The organism is Vibrio sp. 10N.261.52.C2 (genome assembly GCF_041471425.1).
In the GTDB taxonomy this organism is placed as follows: Bacteria; Pseudomonadota; Gammaproteobacteria; order Enterobacterales; family Vibrionaceae; genus Vibrio; species Vibrio crassostreae_C.
Window position 1 is genome coordinate 96,734 of sequence record NZ_JBFROH010000043.1, and the last position, 20,782, is coordinate 117,515.

The 20,782-nt window shown below is 44.3% G+C and carries 18 protein-coding genes; 16 read left to right on the forward strand and 2 right to left on the reverse strand.

Going from position 1 to position 20,782, the window contains the following annotated elements; all coding sequences use genetic code 11:
• The first annotated feature begins 15 nt into the window (after window positions 1-15).
• Window positions 16-219 (forward strand): CPXCG motif-containing cysteine-rich protein, encoded by a 204-nt coding sequence (locus tag AB4307_RS16620; protein WP_017059600.1) that lies wholly within the window; start codon window positions 16-18, stop codon window positions 217-219.
• Window positions 220-327: 108 nt separating this feature from the next.
• On the opposite strand, the gene AB4307_RS16625 is transcribed toward AB4307_RS16620, so the two are convergent.
• Window positions 328-936 (reverse strand): riboflavin synthase subunit alpha, encoded by a 609-nt coding sequence (locus AB4307_RS16625; protein WP_372073922.1) that lies wholly within the window; start codon window positions 934-936, stop codon window positions 328-330.
• 453 nt (window positions 937-1,389) lie between these two features.
• On the opposite strand from AB4307_RS16625, the gene AB4307_RS16630 reads away from it, so the two are divergent.
• Window positions 1,390-2,760 (forward strand): MATE family efflux transporter, encoded by a 1,371-nt coding sequence (locus tag AB4307_RS16630; RefSeq protein WP_372055917.1) that lies wholly within the window; start codon window positions 1,390-1,392, stop codon window positions 2,758-2,760.
• Window positions 2,761-2,861: 101 nt separating this feature from the next.
• Here the strand turns inward: AB4307_RS16630 and AB4307_RS16635 are convergent, their stop codons facing one another.
• Entirely contained in the window at window positions 2,862-3,740 is an 879-nt protein-coding gene (locus tag AB4307_RS16635) for a DNA ligase (protein ID WP_524540948.1), read from the reverse strand.
• 275 nt (window positions 3,741-4,015) lie between these two features.
• Here AB4307_RS16635 and AB4307_RS16640 point away from each other — a divergent pair, with 275 nt between their 5' ends.
• From AB4307_RS16640 to AB4307_RS16705, 14 genes are all read left to right on the forward strand, one after another.
• Window positions 4,016-4,345, forward strand: coding sequence for an STAS domain-containing protein (locus AB4307_RS16640; RefSeq protein WP_050621341.1), 330 nt, complete (start codon window positions 4,016-4,018; stop codon window positions 4,343-4,345).
• A 62-nt stretch (window positions 4,346-4,407) separates the two neighbouring features.
• Entirely contained in the window at window positions 4,408-5,244 is an 837-nt protein-coding gene (locus tag AB4307_RS16645) for an OmpA family protein (RefSeq protein ID WP_372132598.1), read from the forward strand.
• On the forward strand, window positions 5,241-7,340 hold the full coding sequence (locus tag AB4307_RS16650) for an SLBB domain-containing protein (RefSeq protein ID WP_372132601.1): 2,100 nt from the start codon (window positions 5,241-5,243) through the stop codon (window positions 7,338-7,340). Before AB4307_RS16645 ends, AB4307_RS16650 begins: the two co-directional genes overlap by 4 nt.
• Window positions 7,340-8,029: a P-loop NTPase family protein gene (locus tag AB4307_RS16655; protein ID WP_017059593.1), complete on the forward strand. Its 690-nt coding sequence runs from the start codon at window positions 7,340-7,342 to the stop codon at window positions 8,027-8,029. Before AB4307_RS16650 ends, AB4307_RS16655 begins: the two co-directional genes overlap by 1 nt.
• A gap of 554 nt (window positions 8,030-8,583) precedes the next feature.
• On the forward strand, window positions 8,584-9,576 hold the full coding sequence (locus tag AB4307_RS16660; protein WP_372132604.1) for an ABC transporter substrate-binding protein: 993 nt from the start codon (window positions 8,584-8,586) through the stop codon (window positions 9,574-9,576).
• A 147-nt stretch (window positions 9,577-9,723) separates the two neighbouring features.
• The gene (locus tag AB4307_RS16665) at window positions 9,724-10,623 is read left to right on the forward strand and encodes an ABC transporter permease (protein ID WP_017059591.1); all 900 of its coding nucleotides are present in this window, start codon (window positions 9,724-9,726) and stop codon (window positions 10,621-10,623) included.
• Window positions 10,616-11,848, forward strand: coding sequence for a quaternary amine ABC transporter ATP-binding protein (locus tag AB4307_RS16670; RefSeq protein WP_017059590.1), 1,233 nt, complete (start codon window positions 10,616-10,618; stop codon window positions 11,846-11,848). Before AB4307_RS16665 ends, AB4307_RS16670 begins: the two co-directional genes overlap by 8 nt.
• Window positions 11,849-12,242: 394 nt before the next feature.
• The gene (locus AB4307_RS16675) at window positions 12,243-12,647 is read left to right on the forward strand and encodes an Hpt domain-containing protein (protein ID WP_372132606.1); all 405 of its coding nucleotides are present in this window, start codon (window positions 12,243-12,245) and stop codon (window positions 12,645-12,647) included.
• A gap of 223 nt (window positions 12,648-12,870) precedes the next feature.
• Window positions 12,871-14,382, forward strand: a complete 1,512-nt coding sequence (locus tag AB4307_RS16680; RefSeq protein WP_136978470.1) for a sigma-54-dependent transcriptional regulator — start codon at window positions 12,871-12,873, stop codon at window positions 14,380-14,382.
• On the forward strand, window positions 14,363-15,469 hold the full coding sequence (locus AB4307_RS16685) for a glycosyltransferase family 4 protein (RefSeq protein ID WP_372132609.1): 1,107 nt from the start codon (window positions 14,363-14,365) through the stop codon (window positions 15,467-15,469). Before AB4307_RS16680 ends, AB4307_RS16685 begins: the two co-directional genes overlap by 20 nt.
• A gap of 252 nt (window positions 15,470-15,721) precedes the next feature.
• Window positions 15,722-17,098 (forward strand): O-antigen ligase family protein, encoded by a 1,377-nt coding sequence (locus AB4307_RS16690; protein ID WP_372058641.1) that lies wholly within the window; start codon window positions 15,722-15,724, stop codon window positions 17,096-17,098.
• A 92-nt stretch (window positions 17,099-17,190) separates the two neighbouring features.
• Complete coding sequence (locus AB4307_RS16695) at window positions 17,191-17,976, forward strand: acyltransferase (protein ID WP_372132612.1); 786 nt, start codon at window positions 17,191-17,193, stop codon at window positions 17,974-17,976.
• Window positions 17,969-19,087, forward strand: coding sequence for a glycosyltransferase (locus tag AB4307_RS16700; RefSeq protein ID WP_017059584.1), 1,119 nt, complete (start codon window positions 17,969-17,971; stop codon window positions 19,085-19,087). The genes AB4307_RS16695 and AB4307_RS16700 overlap by 8 nt, the downstream gene beginning before the upstream one ends.
• Window positions 19,084-20,508 carry a GumC family protein gene (locus tag AB4307_RS16705; RefSeq protein WP_017063900.1) on the forward strand — a complete coding sequence of 475 codons (1,425 nt, stop codon included), beginning with the start codon at window positions 19,084-19,086 and terminating at the stop codon, window positions 20,506-20,508. Before AB4307_RS16700 ends, AB4307_RS16705 begins: the two co-directional genes overlap by 4 nt.
• Window positions 20,509-20,782 lie beyond the last annotated feature (274 nt).

Sequence of the window (20,782 nt, forward strand, 5' to 3'; positions counted from 1 at the left end):
TGAGGAGAATTTGCCATGCATAAATACACAGAGAAACATGTCTCCTGTCCGCATTGTGGGCACGGTATTAACATCACGCTTGATGCATCTAATGGTAGCCAAGACTTCTATGATGATTGTCCAGCGTGTTGCAATGCCATTCATTTGGATATGCAGGTTGACGAAGTAAGAGACAGAATCAACCTTTCGATTGATGCCGATGATGAACAAGTATTCTGACAATCAGTTTCTCGTTTAAACCATGATCAAAAAAGGGCACCTCACGTGCTCTTTTTTAATTTGGTCATCGGTGTGATTTTATTGCCACCGATTCAATGCGCTTAGTTGCTATTTCTGGTTCGCTAATACACGCTCGACAGTATCAACAATTGCCTGCGTTTGTGGATCGAACTCAATGTTCACTTGGTCGCCTACTTCACGGCCGCCAAACAGAGTACGATTCAGAGTTTCTGGGATCAGGTGAACAGAGAAACGGTTCTCTTCCACTTCACCAATCGTCAATGAACAACCATCAACACCAATGTAACCCTTACTCAATACGTACTTCATCGATTCTTCTGGTAGTTCGAACCAAAGTGTACGGTTGTTTTCTGTTTTAATCACATCGACTAGGTTAGCCATCAGAGTAATGTGGCCAGACATGCTATGCCCGCCAATTTCGTCACCAAACTTTGCTGCACGCTCAACATTCACTTTGGCACCGACATTCAGTTGGCCTAAGTTCGTCAATCGCAATGTCGCTTGCATTAAATCAAAAGCAATCTGGTTACCTGAAATTTCCGTTACCGTTAAGCAACAACCGTTATGAGCTACTGAAGCACCAATGGCTAATCCTTCAACCATTTCATCGCTTAGCTCAATGGTATGAGTTTGAAACGACTCTTTTTTGTTGATAGCAACCAGTGTTGCCATGCCTTGAACGATACCTGTAAACATAAGATTCCTATTTAGCATTCTAGGGCGTGTTGACCTTTCGCGGTTAAATTCTGTTCGGATGGGGACGCCTAGTCAAAAACGTTTTAATCGCGGCGAGGGGGAAGTAGCCTAGCATCCTAAGCAAATCTCCCTCAACAAAGAGTAAAACGCTTTTTGCGGGGGCGCCCAGCTCGAACCCTTCGGGCAGCGTTTGCTGGTCATTTTTACTACGTTATCGGCTTCTCATGTAGGCTAGCTACACATCAAAGCCCCTGCCTTGTATAAAGGCCCAGCAACTCGCTGCAAAAATCAGCTCGAAAGATCAACACGCCCTAATAACAGTTTTTCATAGCAGTTATTGTGACATTTCTTTATGATTCGTCCAGTGGAAGCTTAAGATCATTGTCTCTGATTCCTTCAGAATGTCCTTTCCTACACTATTATTCTAATTTTCCCTCTTATTTGGAGTTGTTTGTGCATCGTTACAAAGAAGAATCCTCGAATCTAATCAAACTTGCGACCCCAGTATTGATCGCATCCGTTGCACAAACTGGAATGGGTTTTGTTGATACCGTAATGGCCGGTGGCGTAAGTGCTATCGATATGGCGGCGGTTTCGATTGCAGCAAGTATCTGGCTACCATCAATCCTATTTGGTGTTGGTCTATTGATGGCGTTGGTTCCTGTCGTTGCACAACTGAATGGTTCTGGTCGACAAGTAAAAATTCCATTCGAAATTCAACAAGGCGCATTTTTAGCGCTCGTCATCTCCCTTCCAATCATTGGTGTGCTTTTTCAAACACAATTGATATTGGAGTGGATGGACATTGAACAACTCATGGCGGAAAAGACCATCGGCTATATGAATGCGGTGATGTTTGCTGTACCCGCTTTCTTGTTGTTCCAAACATTGCGAAGTTTTACCGATGGTATGTCTTTAACCAAGCCTGCAATGGTGATTGGTTTTATTGGCTTGTTATTAAACATCCCGCTTAACTGGATGTTCGTATACGGAAAACTTGGTGCTCCTGCATTGGGTGGTGTTGGCTGTGGCGTTGCAACGGCTATCGTATACTGGGTGATGTTTGCACTGCTATTCGCTTACGTTTTAACTTCAAAACGGTTATCGAAAATCAACATCTTCGGTACGTTCCATAAGCCGCAACTTAAAGCTCAAATTCGCCTGTTTAGACTTGGTTTCCCTGTCGCAGCCGCTATCTTCTTCGAGGTAACCTTGTTTGCGGTTGTTTCCTTGTTGGTTGCCCCACTTGGCTCGTTGATTGTTGCCGCGCACCAAGTCGCGATCAACTTCTCTTCGCTGGTCTTCATGATTCCAATGAGTATCGGTGCAGCCGTGAGTATTCGTGTTGGGCATAAGTTGGGCGAAAACAACACCGAAGGCGCTAAGATCGCGACACACGTAGGTATCATTGTTGGTTTAGTGACAGCCTTAATGACAGCGGCGTTAACTGTCCTGTTCAGAGAACAGGTTGCATTACTTTACACAGAGAACACTGCGGTAATTACCGTTGCAATGCAGTTGCTGTTGTTCGCGGCGGTTTATCAATGTACTGATGCCATCCAAGTTATCGCTGCAGGTGCTCTGCGTGGCTACAAAGACATGCGTTCAATCTTCAACATTACCTTCGTTGCTTACTGGTTGCTTGGCCTTCCTATCGGCTACATCTTAGGAATGAAAGATTGGATTGTTGACCCTATGGGTGCGCACGGCTTCTGGATTGGTTTCATCGTCGGTCTAACGTCAGCCGCGATTATGCTGGGTATGCGTCTACACTGGATGCACAAGCAGGACGATGACGTTCAGTTAGAATTTAGTTCTCGCTAGATTCGTACTCGCTAAGTCGGTCTATCTGATTTCGAATAAAAAAAAGAGCTCTGATTTTCAGGGCTCTTTTTCGTTTAATGGTCAGGTAGATCGCATCTGGCTTAGTATTCACTCTTCTCTCGAACAAAGCGCGCAAACTTGGGTTTTCCGTTTTGAGTAAAACCATTGTAGCGAAAGGTAATACGGCTGCCGATCTCTGGCGGTGCGAGTCTCATCTGGTCACTGAATCCGCTGCCGATATAAAATTCCACACCCTCTTCTGTGTGAACCAAAATTGAACCCATCATCCCTTTATACTTCCCTGTCCCACTCTTGTATCCAATAACTATAGCTTCGGCATCGTGATGCCTTTTGAGCTTTAACAGGTCATTACTTCGGCCTGCTTGATAACGACTGGTGATTTTTCTAAGCATCAAACCTTCGCCATTACGCTCATCGACATTATCAAGTTGATGAAACAAAGCCTCTTCACTGTGAATTGGTACATGTTCTATGTACCTGACATGAGATTCTCCAATCACCCTTACCCAATGCAAAATGTTGTAATAGCGCTTTTGATAATCTCCCGCAGCGCCGGGCATATCAAACAGCATGAAATCGATTTGGCGCCATGCTGTGTCACTCGGCGTATGGTCGAGAACGGTAGATTGAACAAGGTGGAACTTGCCCCTTCCTGCCCACAACTCTCCTTCGAGATGGACCTTAGGTAAGTTTTCCGTAAACCACTTCGGTGAGTAAATACGATTACCATTGCGTGTATAAAGATGTTGTCCATCCCATAGAGCCCGAATCCCATCAAGTTTTTCACTCTTCCAGTATTCAGAAACATCTATGCCTTGCTGGTAGGAGTTTGCAAGCACCAAATAGTCCGGAGGTAAATAGGATGAATGAGATGAAAGCGAACACACCCATAGAGTGGCTAAAGCCAGTTTGGTTAATCTCATCATCTTCTCCGTATTAATAACTGTAGTGGTCAACAAATGCTTTTAATCGTAAGTGCTCTAACACGCAGTTAGACAATCTTTGCTAGAAGATGCGATCCACTCATCAACCTTATCTAACCCTTGCATCTATTCATTAAATTAATGACTTATGGCTCTCATATGATCCGCCGTTTTTAGTTCTCAAATTGAGAAATGCCTTCTCTCAATTTGAGATGGGAATTCACGATAAATATAAGCCATTGAAAAATAACAACATAAAAGTTGGCACATTCAGTGCAATTGTCCATACATACTGAAAAGGAGATATCGCTATGGAACTACGTAAGATTGATTTAAACACAACGACACTGACACTTTCTATTTTCGGTGATCTGGATGCAGCAGGCAGTCGTGATGCACAAACCGACATCGATGATGTGATTTCTAACGATGGTCACCCTGAAATCGAAGTTGATTTTAGTCAGGTTGAGTTTTTAGATTCATCTGGTGTTGGCGCGATTGTTTATATGTTCAAACGTCTGACTGAACGCGAGCGCAACATGCGACTTGAAAATGTGACGGGTCAACCTCTTGAAATTATGAACTTGCTGCGTATTGGCCACGCTATCCCAGTAAATTCAAAAAATCCTGCAAATTCATGAAGACCCACTAAGCTAGAAGTAACAAAAAATAATAAGAAAAATTAGAAACATAGGACGTTGGCATGAAAATACTGAAAAACTACATAGCCCTTTCTCTGTCCGCTCTCGTTCTGGGTGGCTGTACTAGCTATCCTGAACAAGGCACAGGGGGTTTGGCTGAAAGTTACGATTCTATTAACTATCAAAACTCAGACTTCTCTCCTGTCATGCCAGACGAGCCTCTTGGTCCGGAACATGGATTACGCTTTGATTGGCAGCTCGCTAAATTGCACCTTGATGCTTTGATCCAAGAAGGTGCTCGTTGGTGTTTCCCCGCTGCTGTTGTTCAAGCAATCGAAAAGCAAAATCGTATTGCTCGTGAACTTCAAGGCGGTCTACTACTGGATGCAGCCAACGACTTAGTGATCCAAAGAAAACGCCTAAATGAACTTGAGGTCCAACTGGATTACGTAACTTCACAAGCCCGCTGTGAGCCACCAAAAAATGAAAATCAATTTAGAATGCAACTGTCGGTTATTGAACAGTTGTATGACCTGCTTAATGTTGACAACCAATTTGCGGAAAACTCGACTGAAGTAAATCCTAAATATATGGGAAGACTGGCCGAGGCGACCACTTTACTTAAAGAACACAAATCCCTAGACCTTGTTGTTACCGGCCATGCAGATGCGACAGGTACCGAAGAATACAACGATAAGTTAGCACTTGGACGAGCGAAACAAGTCGAACGCTACCTGACTATATTTGGCCTAGGCGCTCAACGAATCAAAGCCCTCTCTGTTGGCGAAACCGTCCCTCTTTTTGAAGGTGAATCCGACGGCACACGTTTAACTAACCGCCGAGTAAGTATCGAAGTTATCTCGCCTAAGAATGCCGAGAAAATTGGAGGTGGATTATGAAATTATTGATCGCTTTTATCATCACCCTATCGTTATGCTTTGCGAATGTCGTCAATGCTAACGATGAGTTTTCAGACGCGGTTCAAGTCGGTGACCTTATCCAAGTTAACGTACCCGGTGAAAGTACCTTAAACACTGGTTTCCAAGTGGATAAGCGTGGCCGTATTACCCTTCCTGAAGTAGGCGCTGTGTTTGTTGCAGGTTACGACAGTGAGCAGCTTAACAAAGTGATTCTAGAGTCGCTGGCAACCGCTTACAAAGATCTTTCGAACGCTTCAGTGTATGTAAAAGAGCAGCAAATCATCATCTACGTGCAAGGTTATGTAGAACAGCCTGGCGAATACACGCTCTCATTAGGTTCTAGCATCCAAATGGCACTTTACGCTGCGGGTGGTTTACGCCCGGGCGCGCAACTGGATAAGCTGATTCTTAAGCGAGGCGCAGATAAGAAAGAGTTTAACTACAAACGATTCCTTGATTCAGGAGACGAGTCAGCATTACCTACTCTTCAATCACTGGATTCACTATTCGTTCCAGCTTCTCCATTAGTCGGTAACATCGAGCAAGAGTTTGACGCAGCAAAGCTTGCTAACTCAGGTGACAGTGCTGATTCTCGTAACTCCATCAAAGTGTTTGGTGAGGTGAACGCGCCGGGTTCGTTCACTTACAAAGAGAACACCGACCTTGTCGACGTACTTATGCGTTCGGGCGGCGTAACTCGTTATGCCAGTGTTGAGCAAATCCGAGTGATTTCGAACAACACCCCAACGCTATTCAACCTAAAACGTTACTTAGATTCTGGTGACGAAAGTCTGCTTCCAATTTTACGCCCGGGTGCGACCATTTTCGTTCCCAAGCAAGAAGAAGAGATCAAATCCGGCGCCAACATGGTTTACGTAATGGGCGAAGTCGCAGCCCCTGGTGCTTTTGAAGGCAAAAGAGACGCGACCTTTATGGATATCTTGGCGAATGCGGGCGGCCCAACTCGATTTGCAGAGTCACGACAAATCCGTGTTATCAAAGCAGATGGCAGAGTGCTTAAATTCGATTTAGCGGCTTACACTGAAGGCTTACCTAACTCTAACCCTCCTAGCATCAAAGCTGGTGACGCGATTTTCGTTCCCGAGAAAACCGACATGAACGAGAAGTCTTGGTTGAAAATCACGCCAGACAGAGCAGTTAACGTGATTGGTGAGGTGAATCGACCTGGTCGTATTGAATGGTCAGATGAAATGAATTTCATGGGATTATTGGCACACGTCGGTGGCCCTACGCTACGCGCTGACACATCGAAAATCGAAGTTGTTACTGGTAGAAAGCTAGTTGTGTTTAACCTTGATGATTTTATTCGAAATGGTGCGCCACGTGACCAAATGCCACAAATTCGAGCGGGCTCTATCGTGCGTGTTCACGACTTGCCACAAGATCCTTCAGACAATAAATCACAATGGGTTCGTCAAAGCTCTGATGCTTCGATCTACATCTTTGGACAAGTGAATGCACCCGGTCGTTACCGCTTCACCAAAGACATGCACTTCCTTGATATCTTGTCTGCGGCTGACGGTCCAACAAAGGATGCCGACATCCACAACGTTCGAGTAACGCATCGTGACAAAACCTATTCGCAAGTAAGCAAACTTAACTTATCACTGTACTTCGAAACCGGTGACGAATCGTTACTGCCAAACGTAACCACTGGCGACACGATTTACATCCCAGAGAAAGGCAAAAACTGGTTAGATACACCGAAAGAAGAAACCGTTCGTGTGCTTGGTGCGATTAACAATCCGGGGCGTTATGTGTTCAACGACAACATGACCATTCTAGATATTCTGGCAGAAGCAGCAGGACCTACCGACAATGCTTATGTAGAAAAAATTACCATCGTCAATATGTCTTGCTGCCAAGGTCAGGCTCGTACTTTTGACCTTGTTGAATTCAGCAAAACGGCGAACATTTACAACTTGCCGGTGCTACGCGCTGGTGACACGATTTACATCCCAGACCGTCGCGAAAGCTTTATTGAAAAAGCACGCGTCGGACTTGATGACATACTGCGTATCACCACCACCATCGTATTAATAGGAGCTTTATAATGACAATTTCAGCGACCCATGCCGAAGTCGAGCAACTGTATTTAGCTTCTGAACTTAACGGCCAAAAATCAATATGCGTCACCGCCTGCCATTCAGGTGACGGCGTAACATCTATTGCAACCGCATTAGCCGAGCGTTTTCTTCTTGCGGGTCATTCAACACTTTATGTTGATCTCAACTTATTCAACCCTGCTTTCAAAGATTTGAATATGCTAGAAGATAATCAGCAAGGTCAATTGATTGAACATGTTGAATCTCAGCGTACGTTTATCGGTGTACCTGCTCCACAAGTTGCTTCAACGCAATTGGCTTATAAAGATCCGACAACGTTACAAAACGTGGTCAACAAATGGTTAGAGAAATACGACAGAGTCATCATTGATACCTCACCGCTTCTCAACATAAACAAAGGCAACATTCCGGCTCAGTCTGTGGCGAGTGCTTGTGACAGCACATTGATGGTTGTCGCCTATGGTGAAACGTCGAGTCACCACCTAGAACAAGCGAAAAAGCTGCTTGATGCACAAAGTATCAACCTAATGGGCTGCGTGATGAACATGAAACAAAAGCCTAGCTTTGCACAAGAGATGGTCAGACAAATCAATCGAATGAAATTCATCCCCGCTAAGCTTCGCGATAGCTTGGCAAACAAGCTGTATCAAAATGAGTTTTTGAACCTTCCGATGTAACTTTCTTTTGCTACTTTCTGGCTGTCATTAAACCATGACAGCCACCTATCCTATTAGACTTCAAGCTCCAAAAGCTCTGAATAACTCAAAACCAAATTGGGTATTTTTGGCGAAGTTATTATTAAAAATAAGATTTTAAAAACCATTCAACGCATTTCACACACATCAATCATGGTCTTACCCCCTTTAAATTCCTTCAAAAATCAACAGCCCCACGCCTAACTTTAGCGGTAATGTGACACAGACGGTTAAAGTGCCATATAAATCGAATCAAAGATGGAATTCGTACGATTATTCCCTAAGATTATAAATAGAGGTGGTTTTTGACGAATTTGTAATAGTTTGACAAAGTTATCCGATGGCTGTTGAAACACAGTGGATGAATTGGCAAATCACACTTCACTGACTTCGCACGTTTATCTATTCAAACTTCACCCATCCCTCCTTCTGCTCAAATGGTTCAAATACACGGAAAGGATCACCATCGAGCAATTTAGATAATCAATTTACCTTGGTTACCTTAGTTGTATTATTAAAGAGAAAGGAAACTCAATATGGAATACAAGTTAAGCTCCGTATTTTTGTTAGTAGCAGCAGCCAGCGGTAATGCTAACGCTGGAGAATGTGGCAGCGTAACAATCGCAGATATGAACTGGAACTCTGCAACACTGATCGCCAATATCGACCAATTCATCCTTGAACATGGTTATGGGTGTGATGCTGAACTTATCCCTGGCGACACTATGCCAACAGGCACGTCTATGATCGAAAAAGGCCAGCCTGATGTTGCACCTGAACTTTGGAGCAACAGCTTAAAAGACGCATTAGATAAAGGTGTTGAAGAAAAACGTCTTCGCTACGCAGGTAAAGCACTTGTGAACGGCGGCGAAGAAGGCTTTTGGGTTCCAGCTTACCTAGTAAAACAGTACCCTGAAATGGCAACCATCGAAGGCGTACGCAAAAACGCAAGCTTATTTAAACACCCTGAAGACCCAGATACATCTGCATTCTACAGCTGCCCTGCAGGCTGGAACTGTCAGATCAGCGCCGGAAACTTGTTTAATGCTCTTGAGCTAGAAAACAGCGGTTTCACGATTGTTGATCCAGGCTCGAGTGCCGGCTTATCTGGCTCTATCGCAAAAGCTTATGAACGTGAAGAAGCTTGGTTTGGTTACTACTGGGCACCGACCGCTGTTCTAGGTAAATACGACATGGTTAAAGTCGACTTTGGCAGTGGCGTTAATGAGGAAGAGTTCCTTAACTGTACCACCAAAGAAGATTGTGAATCGCCAAAAGCAACCATGTACCCGCCTTCACCTGTCCACACGATTACCACTGAAAGTTTTGCGTCACGTGCTCCTGAAGCGTACGACTACTTTACTAAACGTGGTTTCACAAACGACAAAATGAACTCGCTACTTGCTTGGATGGAAGACAACCAAGCTGATGGCGAAGAAGCGAGTCTGCATTTCTTAAGTGAATTCCCAGAAGTATGGCACCCATGGGTTTCTGAAGAAGTGGCTAAGAAAGTTGAAGGTCAGCTGTAAGAGCTTGATTTAATAACAAGTAATTACGCTTCAACAATAAAACAGAAATAACGTCGCTATACTTGATGTTATTCATGATTCGGAGCCCTTTTCATTAGCGATTTTCTTATCGCATGGACAAGTGGCTCCGAACTATAAGGATATAAAATGGCTGACAGCAATTGGTTATCAAGCTTTCCAGAGATGGAACGCGGTGATTTACGAACCATAAAAAAGACGCTAGATGGCGCATACCGTGAATTTTCCCGTGAATACGGCGAAATGATTGAATCTCTCTTTGACCCTCTTCTTTCATTCCTCGTTTGGTTTGAAAAACTCCTTATCTCAACACCTTGGATTATAGTCCTGGCTGTGTGTACCAGCCTTGTCTACGCAGCAAGCCGTTCTTGGAAACTGGCTCTAGGCTGTGTTGCTTCTCTACTTCTCATTGGTTACTTTGGAATGTGGGAAGACACCATGCGGACGCTCAGTATCATCACTGTATGTACCTTGGTTTCAATATTCTTGGGCATTCCGATTGGTATTGCGATGGCTCGTTCAAATCGAGCTCAGTCAATTGTTACGCCGATGCTCGATATCATGCAAACCATGCCTGCGTTCGTTTATTTGATTCCAGTGGTAATGCTACTGGGCATCGGTAAGATTCCAGGGCTAATCGCCGTGGTTATCTACGCGATTCCACCTGTAATTCGTCTAACTAACCTAGGCATACGCTTAGTTGATAAAGAAGTCCTTGAAGCCGCTACCGCTTTCGGTGCGAGCAAAAAGCAACGCTTATGGGGTGTTCAACTTCCTCTAGCAATGCCAACGATCATGGCGGGTATTAACCAAACCATCATGATGGCACTGTCTATGGTTGTTATCGCATCCATGATTGGTGTGAAAGGCCTAGGACAACCGGTTCTCAAATCGATTACTAACCAGTACTTCACATTAGGCTTGATGAATGGTTTCGCCATCGTTGCCCTCGCAATCCTTTTTGACCGCGCTTCTCAGGCGTACGCAAGAAGAACTAATGCGCATTTAGGAGGATTCAAGCATGACTAAACCATTGATTGAAATTAGTGGTCTGTACAAGGTGTTTGGACCGAAACCAATGTCTGTTATGAACCGAGTTCAAAACGGCGAACACAAAGATCAGATTCTTGCGGATACGGGTCATACCGTTGGTTTAAAAGAGATCAACCTTGAGATTAACCGTGGTGAAATCTTCGTTATCATGGGGCTTTCTGGCTCGGGTAAATCGACGCTGATTCGCCACTTCAACCGTTTGATTGACCCGACTCAAGGTAAAATCATGGTTGAAGGCATTGATGTGATGAGCCTCAACACTAAACAGCTAGAAGAGTTCCGTCGTCATAAAATGTCGATGGTATTCCAACGCTTTGGCTTAATGCCTCATCGCACTGTGGTTGAAAACGTTGCGTACGGGTTGGAAGTACAAGGCATCAAAAAAGAAGACCGTTTAGCAAAAGCCAACGAATGGTTAGAAACCGTGGGCTTGAAAGGTTACGGCAAGCAATACCCTGCGCAACTTTCAGGTGGTCAGCAACAACGTGTTGGCCTTTCTCGCGCTCTGTGTACTAACGCTGAAATCTTGTTAATGGATGAAGCCTTTTCGGCACTCGACCCTTTGATTCGAAGTGAAATGCAAGATCAGCTTATCGAACTTCAAGAGAAGCTTCATAAGACGATTGTTTTCATCACTCATGATCTGGACGAAGCACTCCGCCTAGGCGATAGAATCGCAATTTTGAAAGACGGCGAGTTAGTACAACAAGGCACACCACATGAGATTCTGCTAAATCCAGCCGATGATTACGTGGAAGCGTTCGTGAAAGACGTAAACCGTGCTCGTGCACTGACCGTTGAAACCGTTATGCAGCCTCCTCTGTATCGAATCACATCAGAAACGATTGAAGGTGCTCTGGCACAGATGAAGATGCTGAAAAACGATTACGCTTATCACGTAACGGATGACGGCTATCAAGGCCTAGTCACACAAGAGAGCCTACAAGACGCAGTTGAAGATTCATCGGTACATGATTTTAGTGATGAGATATACGAAGAAGTCCCTGCCATCTTACCAGATGCGGTGATTGAAGAAGTGCTACCGGACACTATGTCTTGTGACTACTCTCTTCCAGTTGTTGATGAAGACGGTAATCTAAAAGGTGAACTCGAGAGAAGCGCTGTTGCTGATATCTTCTCAGAAAGTAGCGAGGAAGAAGTAGAAGCCGACCCAAAGCCAAAAATTGATAAAGCTTCGTAGTCCTACTTTTCGTGATTTAAAGCACGGCTGTTTAAATTATCATTGTTTGGGTTATCGTTATTTGAGTTATTGCTATTTAGATTAGCCTAAACTACATAAACCGCTCTAAGACCACTGTTGTTATTTCACTGCAGTGGTCTTTTTTATTTGTATCGGGCTCGTTTTCTTCTGAGATCTACCCGCACCTTAGGCTTTATAGGCACCTAAGTTTATATTTCATAAGAGAAAACAAAATAAAATCAGTCCGTTAGGTTTGTCACAAACCCAATAGCAAGATGAGTGAGATGCCAATTAAATGCTCTATTTGTACGGCAACCAGTTGAAATTATTCTAGAAAATGACTAAAACTTAATAGTATTAACAGATATTAAGCTCAATAAAAGGACTTAGTTTGATGAATTCTACTTTAGCGTCAGACGCAGCTACAAATCTAAACTCACAACAAGTGAGCAAGCTTGTCGATGAAAGCGTTCTGGAGCAAATGATTCGCGATACAAGTGCGGACATTATCCCTATCTTGATCGACCATTATGTCGAAGAATCACAAACACGCTTGGTCGCTATAAAAGAGGCAGTCACGCAGAAAGACGCTCAAACACTTGAGTTCGAGGTCCACAGTCTCGGCAGCACAGCGCTTTCGTTAGGTAATCGCCCTTTGGGTGAATTAGCTCGAGCTTTAGAAAAGCTATGTTTAGAACAGAGTCATGATGCGGCATTTCGACAAGTTGATGAATTACTAGAGCTCGCAGAGCGTTCAATAAAAGCCTTGCTTGAAAGGAAAGAGGCAGGCTTCAGCTAGCTTTGCATGTTCATTATCGGTATCAGATTAAAAACTCAAAACAGTCGTTATTAATATAGTCGCCATAAGATGGGCTCCATCATGAACAGCAATGCGAGAAGTTATACAGGCCGCTTCTTAAAAGATTGCATGTGGTAGATAACAAATACACAAGACTCGTATTGATGGTTGCATATCACTATGTTATTGATTGGTTAGGATAAAGTTTCAAAAGGAATACACAATGCGCCCTAAGGTATTGTTAGTTGAAGACTCCACCTCACTCGCCGTACTCTACAAGCAGTACGTAAAAGACGAGCCCTATGATATTTTCCACGTCGAAACCGGCGCGGAAGCTAAGACCTTCATTGAAAGGCACTCTCCACAGCTTGTGATTCTCGACCTTAAGCTTCCTGACATGCCAGGCGAAGAAGTCTTAGATTGGATTACTGCTAACGAAATACCGACCGCTGTCATCATCGCGACAGCGCATGGTTCAGTAAACATCGCGGTAGACCTTATCCAACGCGGTGCAGAAGACTTCTTAGAGAAACCCATTCAAGCCGATCGACTCAAGACCTCTGTTAGCTTGCATCTAAAAAGAGCGAAACTCGAAAACCTCGTCGATAACATGCAAAGCAAATTCGATCGTGATCGTTTTCATAATTTCATTGGCTCTTGCCTACCCATGCAGGCTGTTTACAAGATCATTGATTCGGTAGCACCAACCACTGCCAGCGTGTTTATTAACGGCGAAAGTGGTACAGGTAAAGAAGTGTGTGCGGAAGCGATTCACCAAGAGAGTCAGCGTAATGGTAAACCCTTCGTGGCAATTAACTGCGGCGCTATCCCTCGAGACCTAATGGAGAGTGAAATCTTCGGTCACGTTAAAGGTGCGTTTACCGGTGCGACAACCGACCGTAAAGGTGCAGCAATGCAAGCGCATGGCGGTACCCTATTTCTCGATGAGCTTTGTGAAATGGAACTGGAGATGCAGAAGAAGCTCCTCAGATTTTTGCAAACTGGTACGTTTACTCCACTCGGTGGCAACCGCGAGATTAAAGTGGATGTCAGAATTATCTGTGCGACCAACCGCGATCCACTGGTTGAAGTAGAAGAAGGACGTTTTAGAGAAGACCTTTACTATCGTGTTCACGTTGTGCCTATCGAGATGCCACCGCTTCGCGAGCGAGGGAGTGACATTGTCACTCTTTGCAATCATTTCTTGAAGCTGTACGCGAAGCAAGATAAGAAGAAGTTTAAATCAATAGACAAAGAAACGCAGAATCTACTTAAACGTTATGCGTGGCCAGGCAATGTGCGTCAATTGCAAAACATCATCCGTAACATAGTGGTGTTGAACAATGAAACGAGCGTGACTAAAGACATGTTACCGCCTCCGATTAATAAAGTAGATGCCGCTCCATCATCTAAATCAGTGACACCAATTCGAGTAACTGCGCCTCAACCTGCAGTTGTTGAAGCACCAGAAGCTAAGTTGCCACCGATTACTCCGGAAGAGTTGGAACAATCGTCAGTTGCTCAAGCTCACAATGAGCCGATGACGCCTGCATTTACCACAAGCGAAGGTGCTATTCGTCCAATGTGGCAAATAGAACGTGAAGCCATTCAACATGCCATCAATCATTGCGATGGGAATGTGTTAAACGCTGCTGTGCTGTTAGAACTTAGCCCTTCTACTGTTTATCGTAAGAAACAGGCTTGGGAATCGGAAGATGAGTACAATCAAGCCTAACCAAGGTGTACTCGACATAAACCTTCATGAGATTTGGCTGTTGATCGACAGCCAAACTTTTGGAGGTATAGAAACGCATGTTTTAGAATTAGCACAAGGCCTGATATCGGAAAGCGCTCAGTATTCAGAGGCTGTTCGTATCGTTCTTTTGACTAAGTTTAATCCTGAAGCGATCATCGTTGAAAAGTTGAATGCGCTAAACATCCCTTTTAGTTACCTCTCCGATTTAGCCTCATGTTCTGTAGATTCAAATGGCAATAGCGCGACACAGCTGAAACGTGCAGTTCAACATTATCAACCAAGGCTTATCCATGCTCATGGTTACAAAGCCAGTTTGGTCAGCAAGTTAATCAAGCTTCCGCCTCGTTTCAACAACACAAAGCAAATCACCACTTATCACGCAGGTGAAACCCCAACAGGCAAAGTATGGCTTTATGATTGGCTCGACCGTTACAGCAGTTTTCTTTCTGATCAGTCGCTCGTGGTCAGTGAAAAGATTAAAGCGAAAGTGCCGAGTCAAACCCATCAATTGAATAACTTTGTTAAAATGCCAAGCGGGTTAACAAGCTCCCCTTCATCAAGCCCATTCCATGTTGGTTTTGTGGGGCGATTGAGCCATGAAAAAGCGCCTGATCGATTTGTTGCATTAGCCAAACAGTTTCCTGATGTTCGGTTTGAGCTTTTTGGTGACGGGCCAGAAATGGACATCTTAGTTAAATCGCAGCCTGATAATGTGACCTTTCATGGGTATCAGACCAATATGGACGACGTCTGGAGCCAAATCGATCTGTTAATCATCCCTTCTCGCTTTGAAGGCTTACCTATGGCGGCATTAGAAGCCATGATTCGTGGCATTCCCGTTCTCGCCACCTCAGTTGGTAACTTGCCTCAACTCATCGAGCATCAAGTTAACGGCTACCTTGCAAATTCAGAAGCTGAGCTAGAACAGTTTTTATCTTTGTGGATGTCATTGACGAACGAGCAGCGTGACTCTCTCAAGAGTCACGCGATAGAAACCGTGAAAAACCAATACTCTCCACAAGCCGTTGTCCCGCAGTTGTTGGAAATCTATCAACTCGACCGTTAATTCTAGCCTTAGTCGATAACTGGTTATTTGGGCTTGATGATTTAAGTACTTTAGTCAGTTTTATACTGATTCTCAAAATGACAAAACTCACCTCAAGGCTACGCCCTCACTTAATAATCCAACATTAAATCAGTAAGTTAAATAAAATGCATAACTGGCACTCACTTTGCAATCTTTAACATCAGGCGTAACTACGTCTTAAAAAGATTACGAGCCGAGTCCTAAAGAGTTTATTTGCCAATAGAGGTCACAATGGTCAACCCTGAAGCCAATAGATTGCCAGTCATCATCACGATCAGCACCTTGTGTGTTGGGCTTGGTGTTGTTTGGTACTTTGTGCCTCACCCTGCTGTCATTGTGGCGCTCGCTCTTGTGCCATTGGCTGGGTTATTCGTGTTAAACAAAACATTCTGGTTAGTTCTATTGTTCGTTGTCTTTTCATTTTTCCGAATTCACGAAGCTATACCTCAGCTCTATTCGCTAAAAATACCGCTGATGCTTTCATTAGGCGCTCTGTCGGCTCTTCTATGGCATGCATTAATCAGTAAAGAACTTAAAATCTTCTGGCACCCTTGTTTAAATTGGCTCGCCATATTTTGGGTATTGGTTTTCATTGGTATTATCTTCGCGTCCAACAGGCCAATAGCACTAGCAGAATTCAAGGGCGTTTATTGGAAAATTATAGTGATGACGCTTGCGATTACTTGGCTAGTAAACACCACGGAAAATCTCGCAAAAACCGCGATGACGATTATCTACGCTGGCGCTTTAGTCAGCTCTATTGCCGTGTACAACTCAGTAAATGGTATTGGGCTTGTCGAGGGCTCACGCGTGACTATTGGCCGCGATTTTGGCTCTATGTTAGGTGACCCGAACGACCTAGCACTGGTACTGATGTTCCCACTCGCCTTTACAATAAGCCAAGCCACCACGACTGGCATCTCACGATCCAAACGTTTAATCAGTGCCTTAGTTTGTCTGTTACTGCTCGCCGCCATTATTGCCACTCAAAGCCGTGGCGGATTACTGGGTTGTATTGCGGTGATTGGTATTTTTGCGTGGAAGCTAGTGCGCTCTAAAGTTCTCTTAATCTCAGTGGGAACTGTCGCGGCCGTGGTGCTCTATTTAGTTGCTGGTATCTCAGACAGATCTTCTGGTGGTGCCGCTGAACAAGGTATCGATGAATCTGCAATGGGTCGAATCTATGCTTGGGAAGCAGCAATAAAGATGGCAGTTGAGAATCCACTGACCGGCGTAGGGTTGAACAACTTCTACTCGAACTACTTCTTTTACAGTTCGCATTGGGACGGACTGAATCACGCCGTTCACAGTACCTGGTTTGGTGTGTTGGCAGAAACAGGCTTTATTGGTCTGATCATTTTTGTCTGCCTTATCGTTGCTTTGATCAAAACCTCTCGCTCTACGCTAACGAGGTTAAAAAACTCGGCCACAGAAATCGCCCCCGAACTCAATGCGGTCGCCTATGCGATCTATGCAGGTCTGATTGGAACAATCGTGTCGGGTACATTTTTGACTCAAGGCTTCAACTGGCCGATTTATATCCTCGCAGCACTCACAGTTTGCGTCTCAAATGTATCTCAAACTGCCTGTCAAAATGAGAAAACCTAAAAGACACATTTTAACTTATTGAAAATATTATATTTATTAGATGGCACAATATATGAAAGTACTTCTATATAACAAAAAAGAGGATTTTCATTATGACGTCAGTATCTATACATCAATTCAAACATTGGCTTAAGTTTCATCCTAATTCTCGAATTAGAAATGTGTTTTTCATTTTAAAAAACATCAGAAGCGCAGAGCTACCTACCCCTAAACTATTTAATCGCTGTCTATATCAAGCGCACAAGCTAGTGGTGAATCTGGTTTCTGGCTTTACGCGATTCTTCTACTGGACTCCGGCTTTCAAAGGTCGTGTGGCTCAATGTGGCAAACGCCTGTATTTGTATGGTGGACTGCCTTTCGTCAGCGGTCCGGTACAAATTTCGATTGGCGATAACTGCCGTATCTCTGGCCACACGACATTCTCTGGTTGTACTCAGTCACTTGAAGGCTTGGAACACCCACTATTGTCGATTGGCAACAACGTCGACATTGGTTGGCAGTCGACTATCGCTGTTGGCGGTAAAGTCGTTATCTCTGACAACGTACGAATCGCAGGCGGCGCTTTTCTATTTGGATACTCTGGACACCCGCTTGATGCAAAACGCCGAGCGCTAGGTGAAGGTGACGACCCTCAGCAAATCGGTGACATCATTCTTGAACCCGATGTTTGGTTGGGCACGAATGTGACGGTCAAAGGTGGCGTAACCATCGGCGAAGGTGCCGTAATAGCCGCAGGCAGCGTAGTAACAAAGAATATTCCTGCCTTCGCAATCGCAGGTGGCAACCCAGCTCGAGTTGTCGGTCACATCAAACCCGTTGAAGTGACAGAATCCGATATGTTCGATTCGTTAGAGACTCATGGAGGTGACCATGCGTGATTTAATCGTATTTGGTGAAGACTTTGGTGGCCTACCTTCATCGACTCAACATTTAGTTCGTCACCTTGCTAAGCAGCACAAAGTCTTATGGGTCAACTCAATTGGCTTAAGACAACCGAAGCTGTCCGCCAAAGATGTTAGCCGAGCGTTCAACAAGTTGTTTGGTAAAACCAAGGCCGTAACTCAAAACATGCTCGACTCTGAGGGACACGACAACATTACTATCGTTAACTTAAAGACAATCCCTGCGCCTGCTTCTAAATTTTCTAGAAAGTTGGCTCAGCAAATGATGTTGCACCAACTAAAACCGGTTATTGCAGAGCTTAATCTTAACGCGCCTATCCTATGGACTTCTCTTCCGACCGCTGTTGATTTGTGCGGACACTTAGGCGAGTCATCTGTGGTCTATTACTGCGGTGATGATTTTAGCGCGCTGGCTGGTGTTGATCATGACACCGTTGCACAGCACGAATCAGAGCTAATCGAAAAATCAACGCTTATATTCGCGGCTAGCAAAAAATTGATGGATAAATTTCCAAAGCATAAAGCGCACTTGCTACCACATGGTGTCGACGTAGACCTATTTTCAACACCCGCACCAAGAGCAAAAGATTTACCAAGCAACCACCGCCCTATTGCTGGTTTTTATGGCAGCCTTTCTAAGTGGCTTGATTATGAAATGATTGATCATGTTGCGAATGCGATGCCGGAATGGGACTTTGTTTTCATAGGTCCAAACGAGCTTGATACGCTCATGCTGCCTAAGTTGAGTAACGTACATTACCTTGGCCCTCGTCCACACCACACGCTACCAAGCTATTCTCAACACTGGGATGTGAGCTTGTTGCCGTTTGTTGATAACGAGCAGATCCGAGCGTGTAGCCCACTCAAACTAATGGAATACCTTGCGGCGGGCACACCCATTATCACAACACCGTTCCCTGCTTTGGTTCCATATCAAGGGCACGTAACCACGGTTGGCAGTGCCAACCAAATGATTTGGGCGCTTGATCATGCACGCGAGCTAAGCAACTCACCTATCTCTGTCGTCGAACAAGAGAGCTGGCAGAACCGTGGTAACTTCGTACATTGGATGTTGGAGCTATTATGAATAATCTGAAATTGCGGTTATTAGTCATCATCAATGCGATGTGGCGCCAACGCTACGTTATCGTTCTGCCAATGCTTATTTTGCCCTTTGTAGGCTTTGGTGTGAGCAAGTTGGCTCCAACTAAATATGACGCGCATACCAGTATGTTGATTCAAGAAACGGCCAAGATGAATCCATTCTTGGAAGACATTGCCGTTTCGACGATGCTCAAAGATCGACTTAACGCATTAAGAACACTGCTTCACAGTCGACATGTGCTTTACTCGGTCGCTGATGAACTGCAATTAACCACGCCAGATATGCCTGAAATTGAGAAACAAGAGATCATTACTGACCTGTCTCAACGTCTAACGGTGACTCAGCTTGGAAAAGATTTTCTAAAGATAAGTCTAACGTCGAACACACCAAATGGAATGGAAGCGACGCTGCGCTCGGTAAGTGAACATTTCATTGAACAGTTACTCGCACCGGAACGTTCATCGATTGAAGATTCAAGTAACTTCTTGAAAATCCATATCGACAAACGTAGCGCAGAGCTTGCAGAAGCAGAAGAAGCGCTAGCTGCATACATGAATGAGAATGTTCATTCGACGCCTGAGGTACAGAGCCAAAGTTTGAATCGCTTAGCTTCACTCAAACAAACACTGGCAGAAAAAGAGGCCGAGTTATCGGGTGTCGAAAAAAGTTTAGGGTCAATCGACCAACAACTTTCAAGAACCAACCCTGTGATCGGTAAATTAGAAGACCAGATCATCGACATTCGTAGCGACCTTACCTTGTTACAAGCTAAATACACGGACAAGCACAGTGCTGTGCAAGCTAAAGTGCGTGAGCTAGACAGACTAGAGAATGAACGTAAGAGTTTGCTCGAGGTAACCCAGCCAACGATGAACAGCGACCAGCTTTGGGACATCGCAAGTAGTACGACACTGAACAAACTTTCTGATACCCAACCTCTTCTGGTCACTCAATTACACAGCCTACAGCTGGTTCGTGCTCGCTTTGAGTCTTTAACTGAAGAGACCAAAAGCCTTCGAACTATGATTTTCGAATTAGAACACAAGGCCAATAACTTCGGCGAAAATGCAAAAGAGATGTACCGCCTTAAACGTCAAGTTGAAATCAAACGTCAACTATATGATGAACTGACAGAGCGTTATGAAATGGCTCAACTAACGGGTTCGCTTGGTGTATTCGAGCAAAACAAACGTGTGAAGATTATCGATTTGCCTTTCACACCGAGTGTCAAATCTAACATGCCGACTTTTGTTTTTATTCTGGCTGGATTCGTTGCAGGTATCGGACTGGGTATTGGTTTAGCGGTATTGTTTGAACTGTTTGATTCTTCAATCAAACGCAAAGACGAAATCGAAGATATCTTGGGTGTCCCTGTGATAACGGTGATCCCTAAAATGAGCTAGTCAGCCTCAAAGCCATTTTTGACTTGCTAGATTCACAGCTTTCTAATTTCCTAGCTTCGTGCTTCCTAGCTTCGTGCTTCCTAGCTTTCTAGTTTCCAAGCTTCGTGCATCCTAGAGCAAAGCGCCAACACTCGCTTGGCGTTGTGTTTGTTTAAGGCCCCAATTATTAATCCCACTTTCGATTTCCCCAAGCACCACGATTCAAATAGCAATTCAATCGTATTTTGTTTTGATTCCCATTTTGAGAAATAAAAACCGCACTGGAATTGAATGG

What these genes read in the sequence shown, in the direction of transcription:
- AB4307_RS16705 (WP_017063900.1), top strand. Translation starts at nt 19,084, where the DNA reads ATGAATAATCTGAAATTGCGGTTATTAGTCATCATCAATGCGATGTGG.
- AB4307_RS16675 (WP_372132606.1), top strand. Translation starts at nt 12,243, where the DNA reads ATGAATTCTACTTTAGCGTCAGACGCAGCTACAAATCTAAACTCACAA.
- AB4307_RS16690 (WP_372058641.1), top strand. Translation starts at nt 15,722, where the DNA reads ATGGTCAACCCTGAAGCCAATAGATTGCCAGTCATCATCACGATCAGC.
- AB4307_RS16665 (WP_017059591.1), top strand. Translation starts at nt 9,724, where the DNA reads ATGGCTGACAGCAATTGGTTATCAAGCTTTCCAGAGATGGAACGCGGT.
- AB4307_RS16660 (WP_372132604.1), top strand. Translation starts at nt 8,584, where the DNA reads ATGGAATACAAGTTAAGCTCCGTATTTTTGTTAGTAGCAGCAGCCAGC.
- AB4307_RS16650 (WP_372132601.1), top strand. Translation starts at nt 5,241, where the DNA reads ATGAAATTATTGATCGCTTTTATCATCACCCTATCGTTATGCTTTGCG.
- AB4307_RS16685 (WP_372132609.1), top strand. Translation starts at nt 14,363, where the DNA reads ATGAGTACAATCAAGCCTAACCAAGGTGTACTCGACATAAACCTTCAT.
- AB4307_RS16695 (WP_372132612.1), top strand. Translation starts at nt 17,191, where the DNA reads ATGACGTCAGTATCTATACATCAATTCAAACATTGGCTTAAGTTTCAT.
- AB4307_RS16625 (WP_372073922.1), bottom strand. Translation starts at nt 936, where the DNA reads ATGTTTACAGGTATCGTTCAAGGCATGGCAACACTGGTTGCTATCAAC.
- AB4307_RS16670 (WP_017059590.1), top strand. Translation starts at nt 10,616, where the DNA reads ATGACTAAACCATTGATTGAAATTAGTGGTCTGTACAAGGTGTTTGGA.
- AB4307_RS16655 (WP_017059593.1), top strand. Translation starts at nt 7,340, where the DNA reads ATGACAATTTCAGCGACCCATGCCGAAGTCGAGCAACTGTATTTAGCT.
- AB4307_RS16645 (WP_372132598.1), top strand. Translation starts at nt 4,408, where the DNA reads ATGAAAATACTGAAAAACTACATAGCCCTTTCTCTGTCCGCTCTCGTT.
- AB4307_RS16700 (WP_017059584.1), top strand. Translation starts at nt 17,969, where the DNA reads ATGCGTGATTTAATCGTATTTGGTGAAGACTTTGGTGGCCTACCTTCA.
- AB4307_RS16620 (WP_017059600.1), top strand. Translation starts at nt 16, where the DNA reads ATGCATAAATACACAGAGAAACATGTCTCCTGTCCGCATTGTGGGCAC.
- AB4307_RS16680 (WP_136978470.1), top strand. Translation starts at nt 12,871, where the DNA reads ATGCGCCCTAAGGTATTGTTAGTTGAAGACTCCACCTCACTCGCCGTA.
- AB4307_RS16640 (WP_050621341.1), top strand. Translation starts at nt 4,016, where the DNA reads ATGGAACTACGTAAGATTGATTTAAACACAACGACACTGACACTTTCT.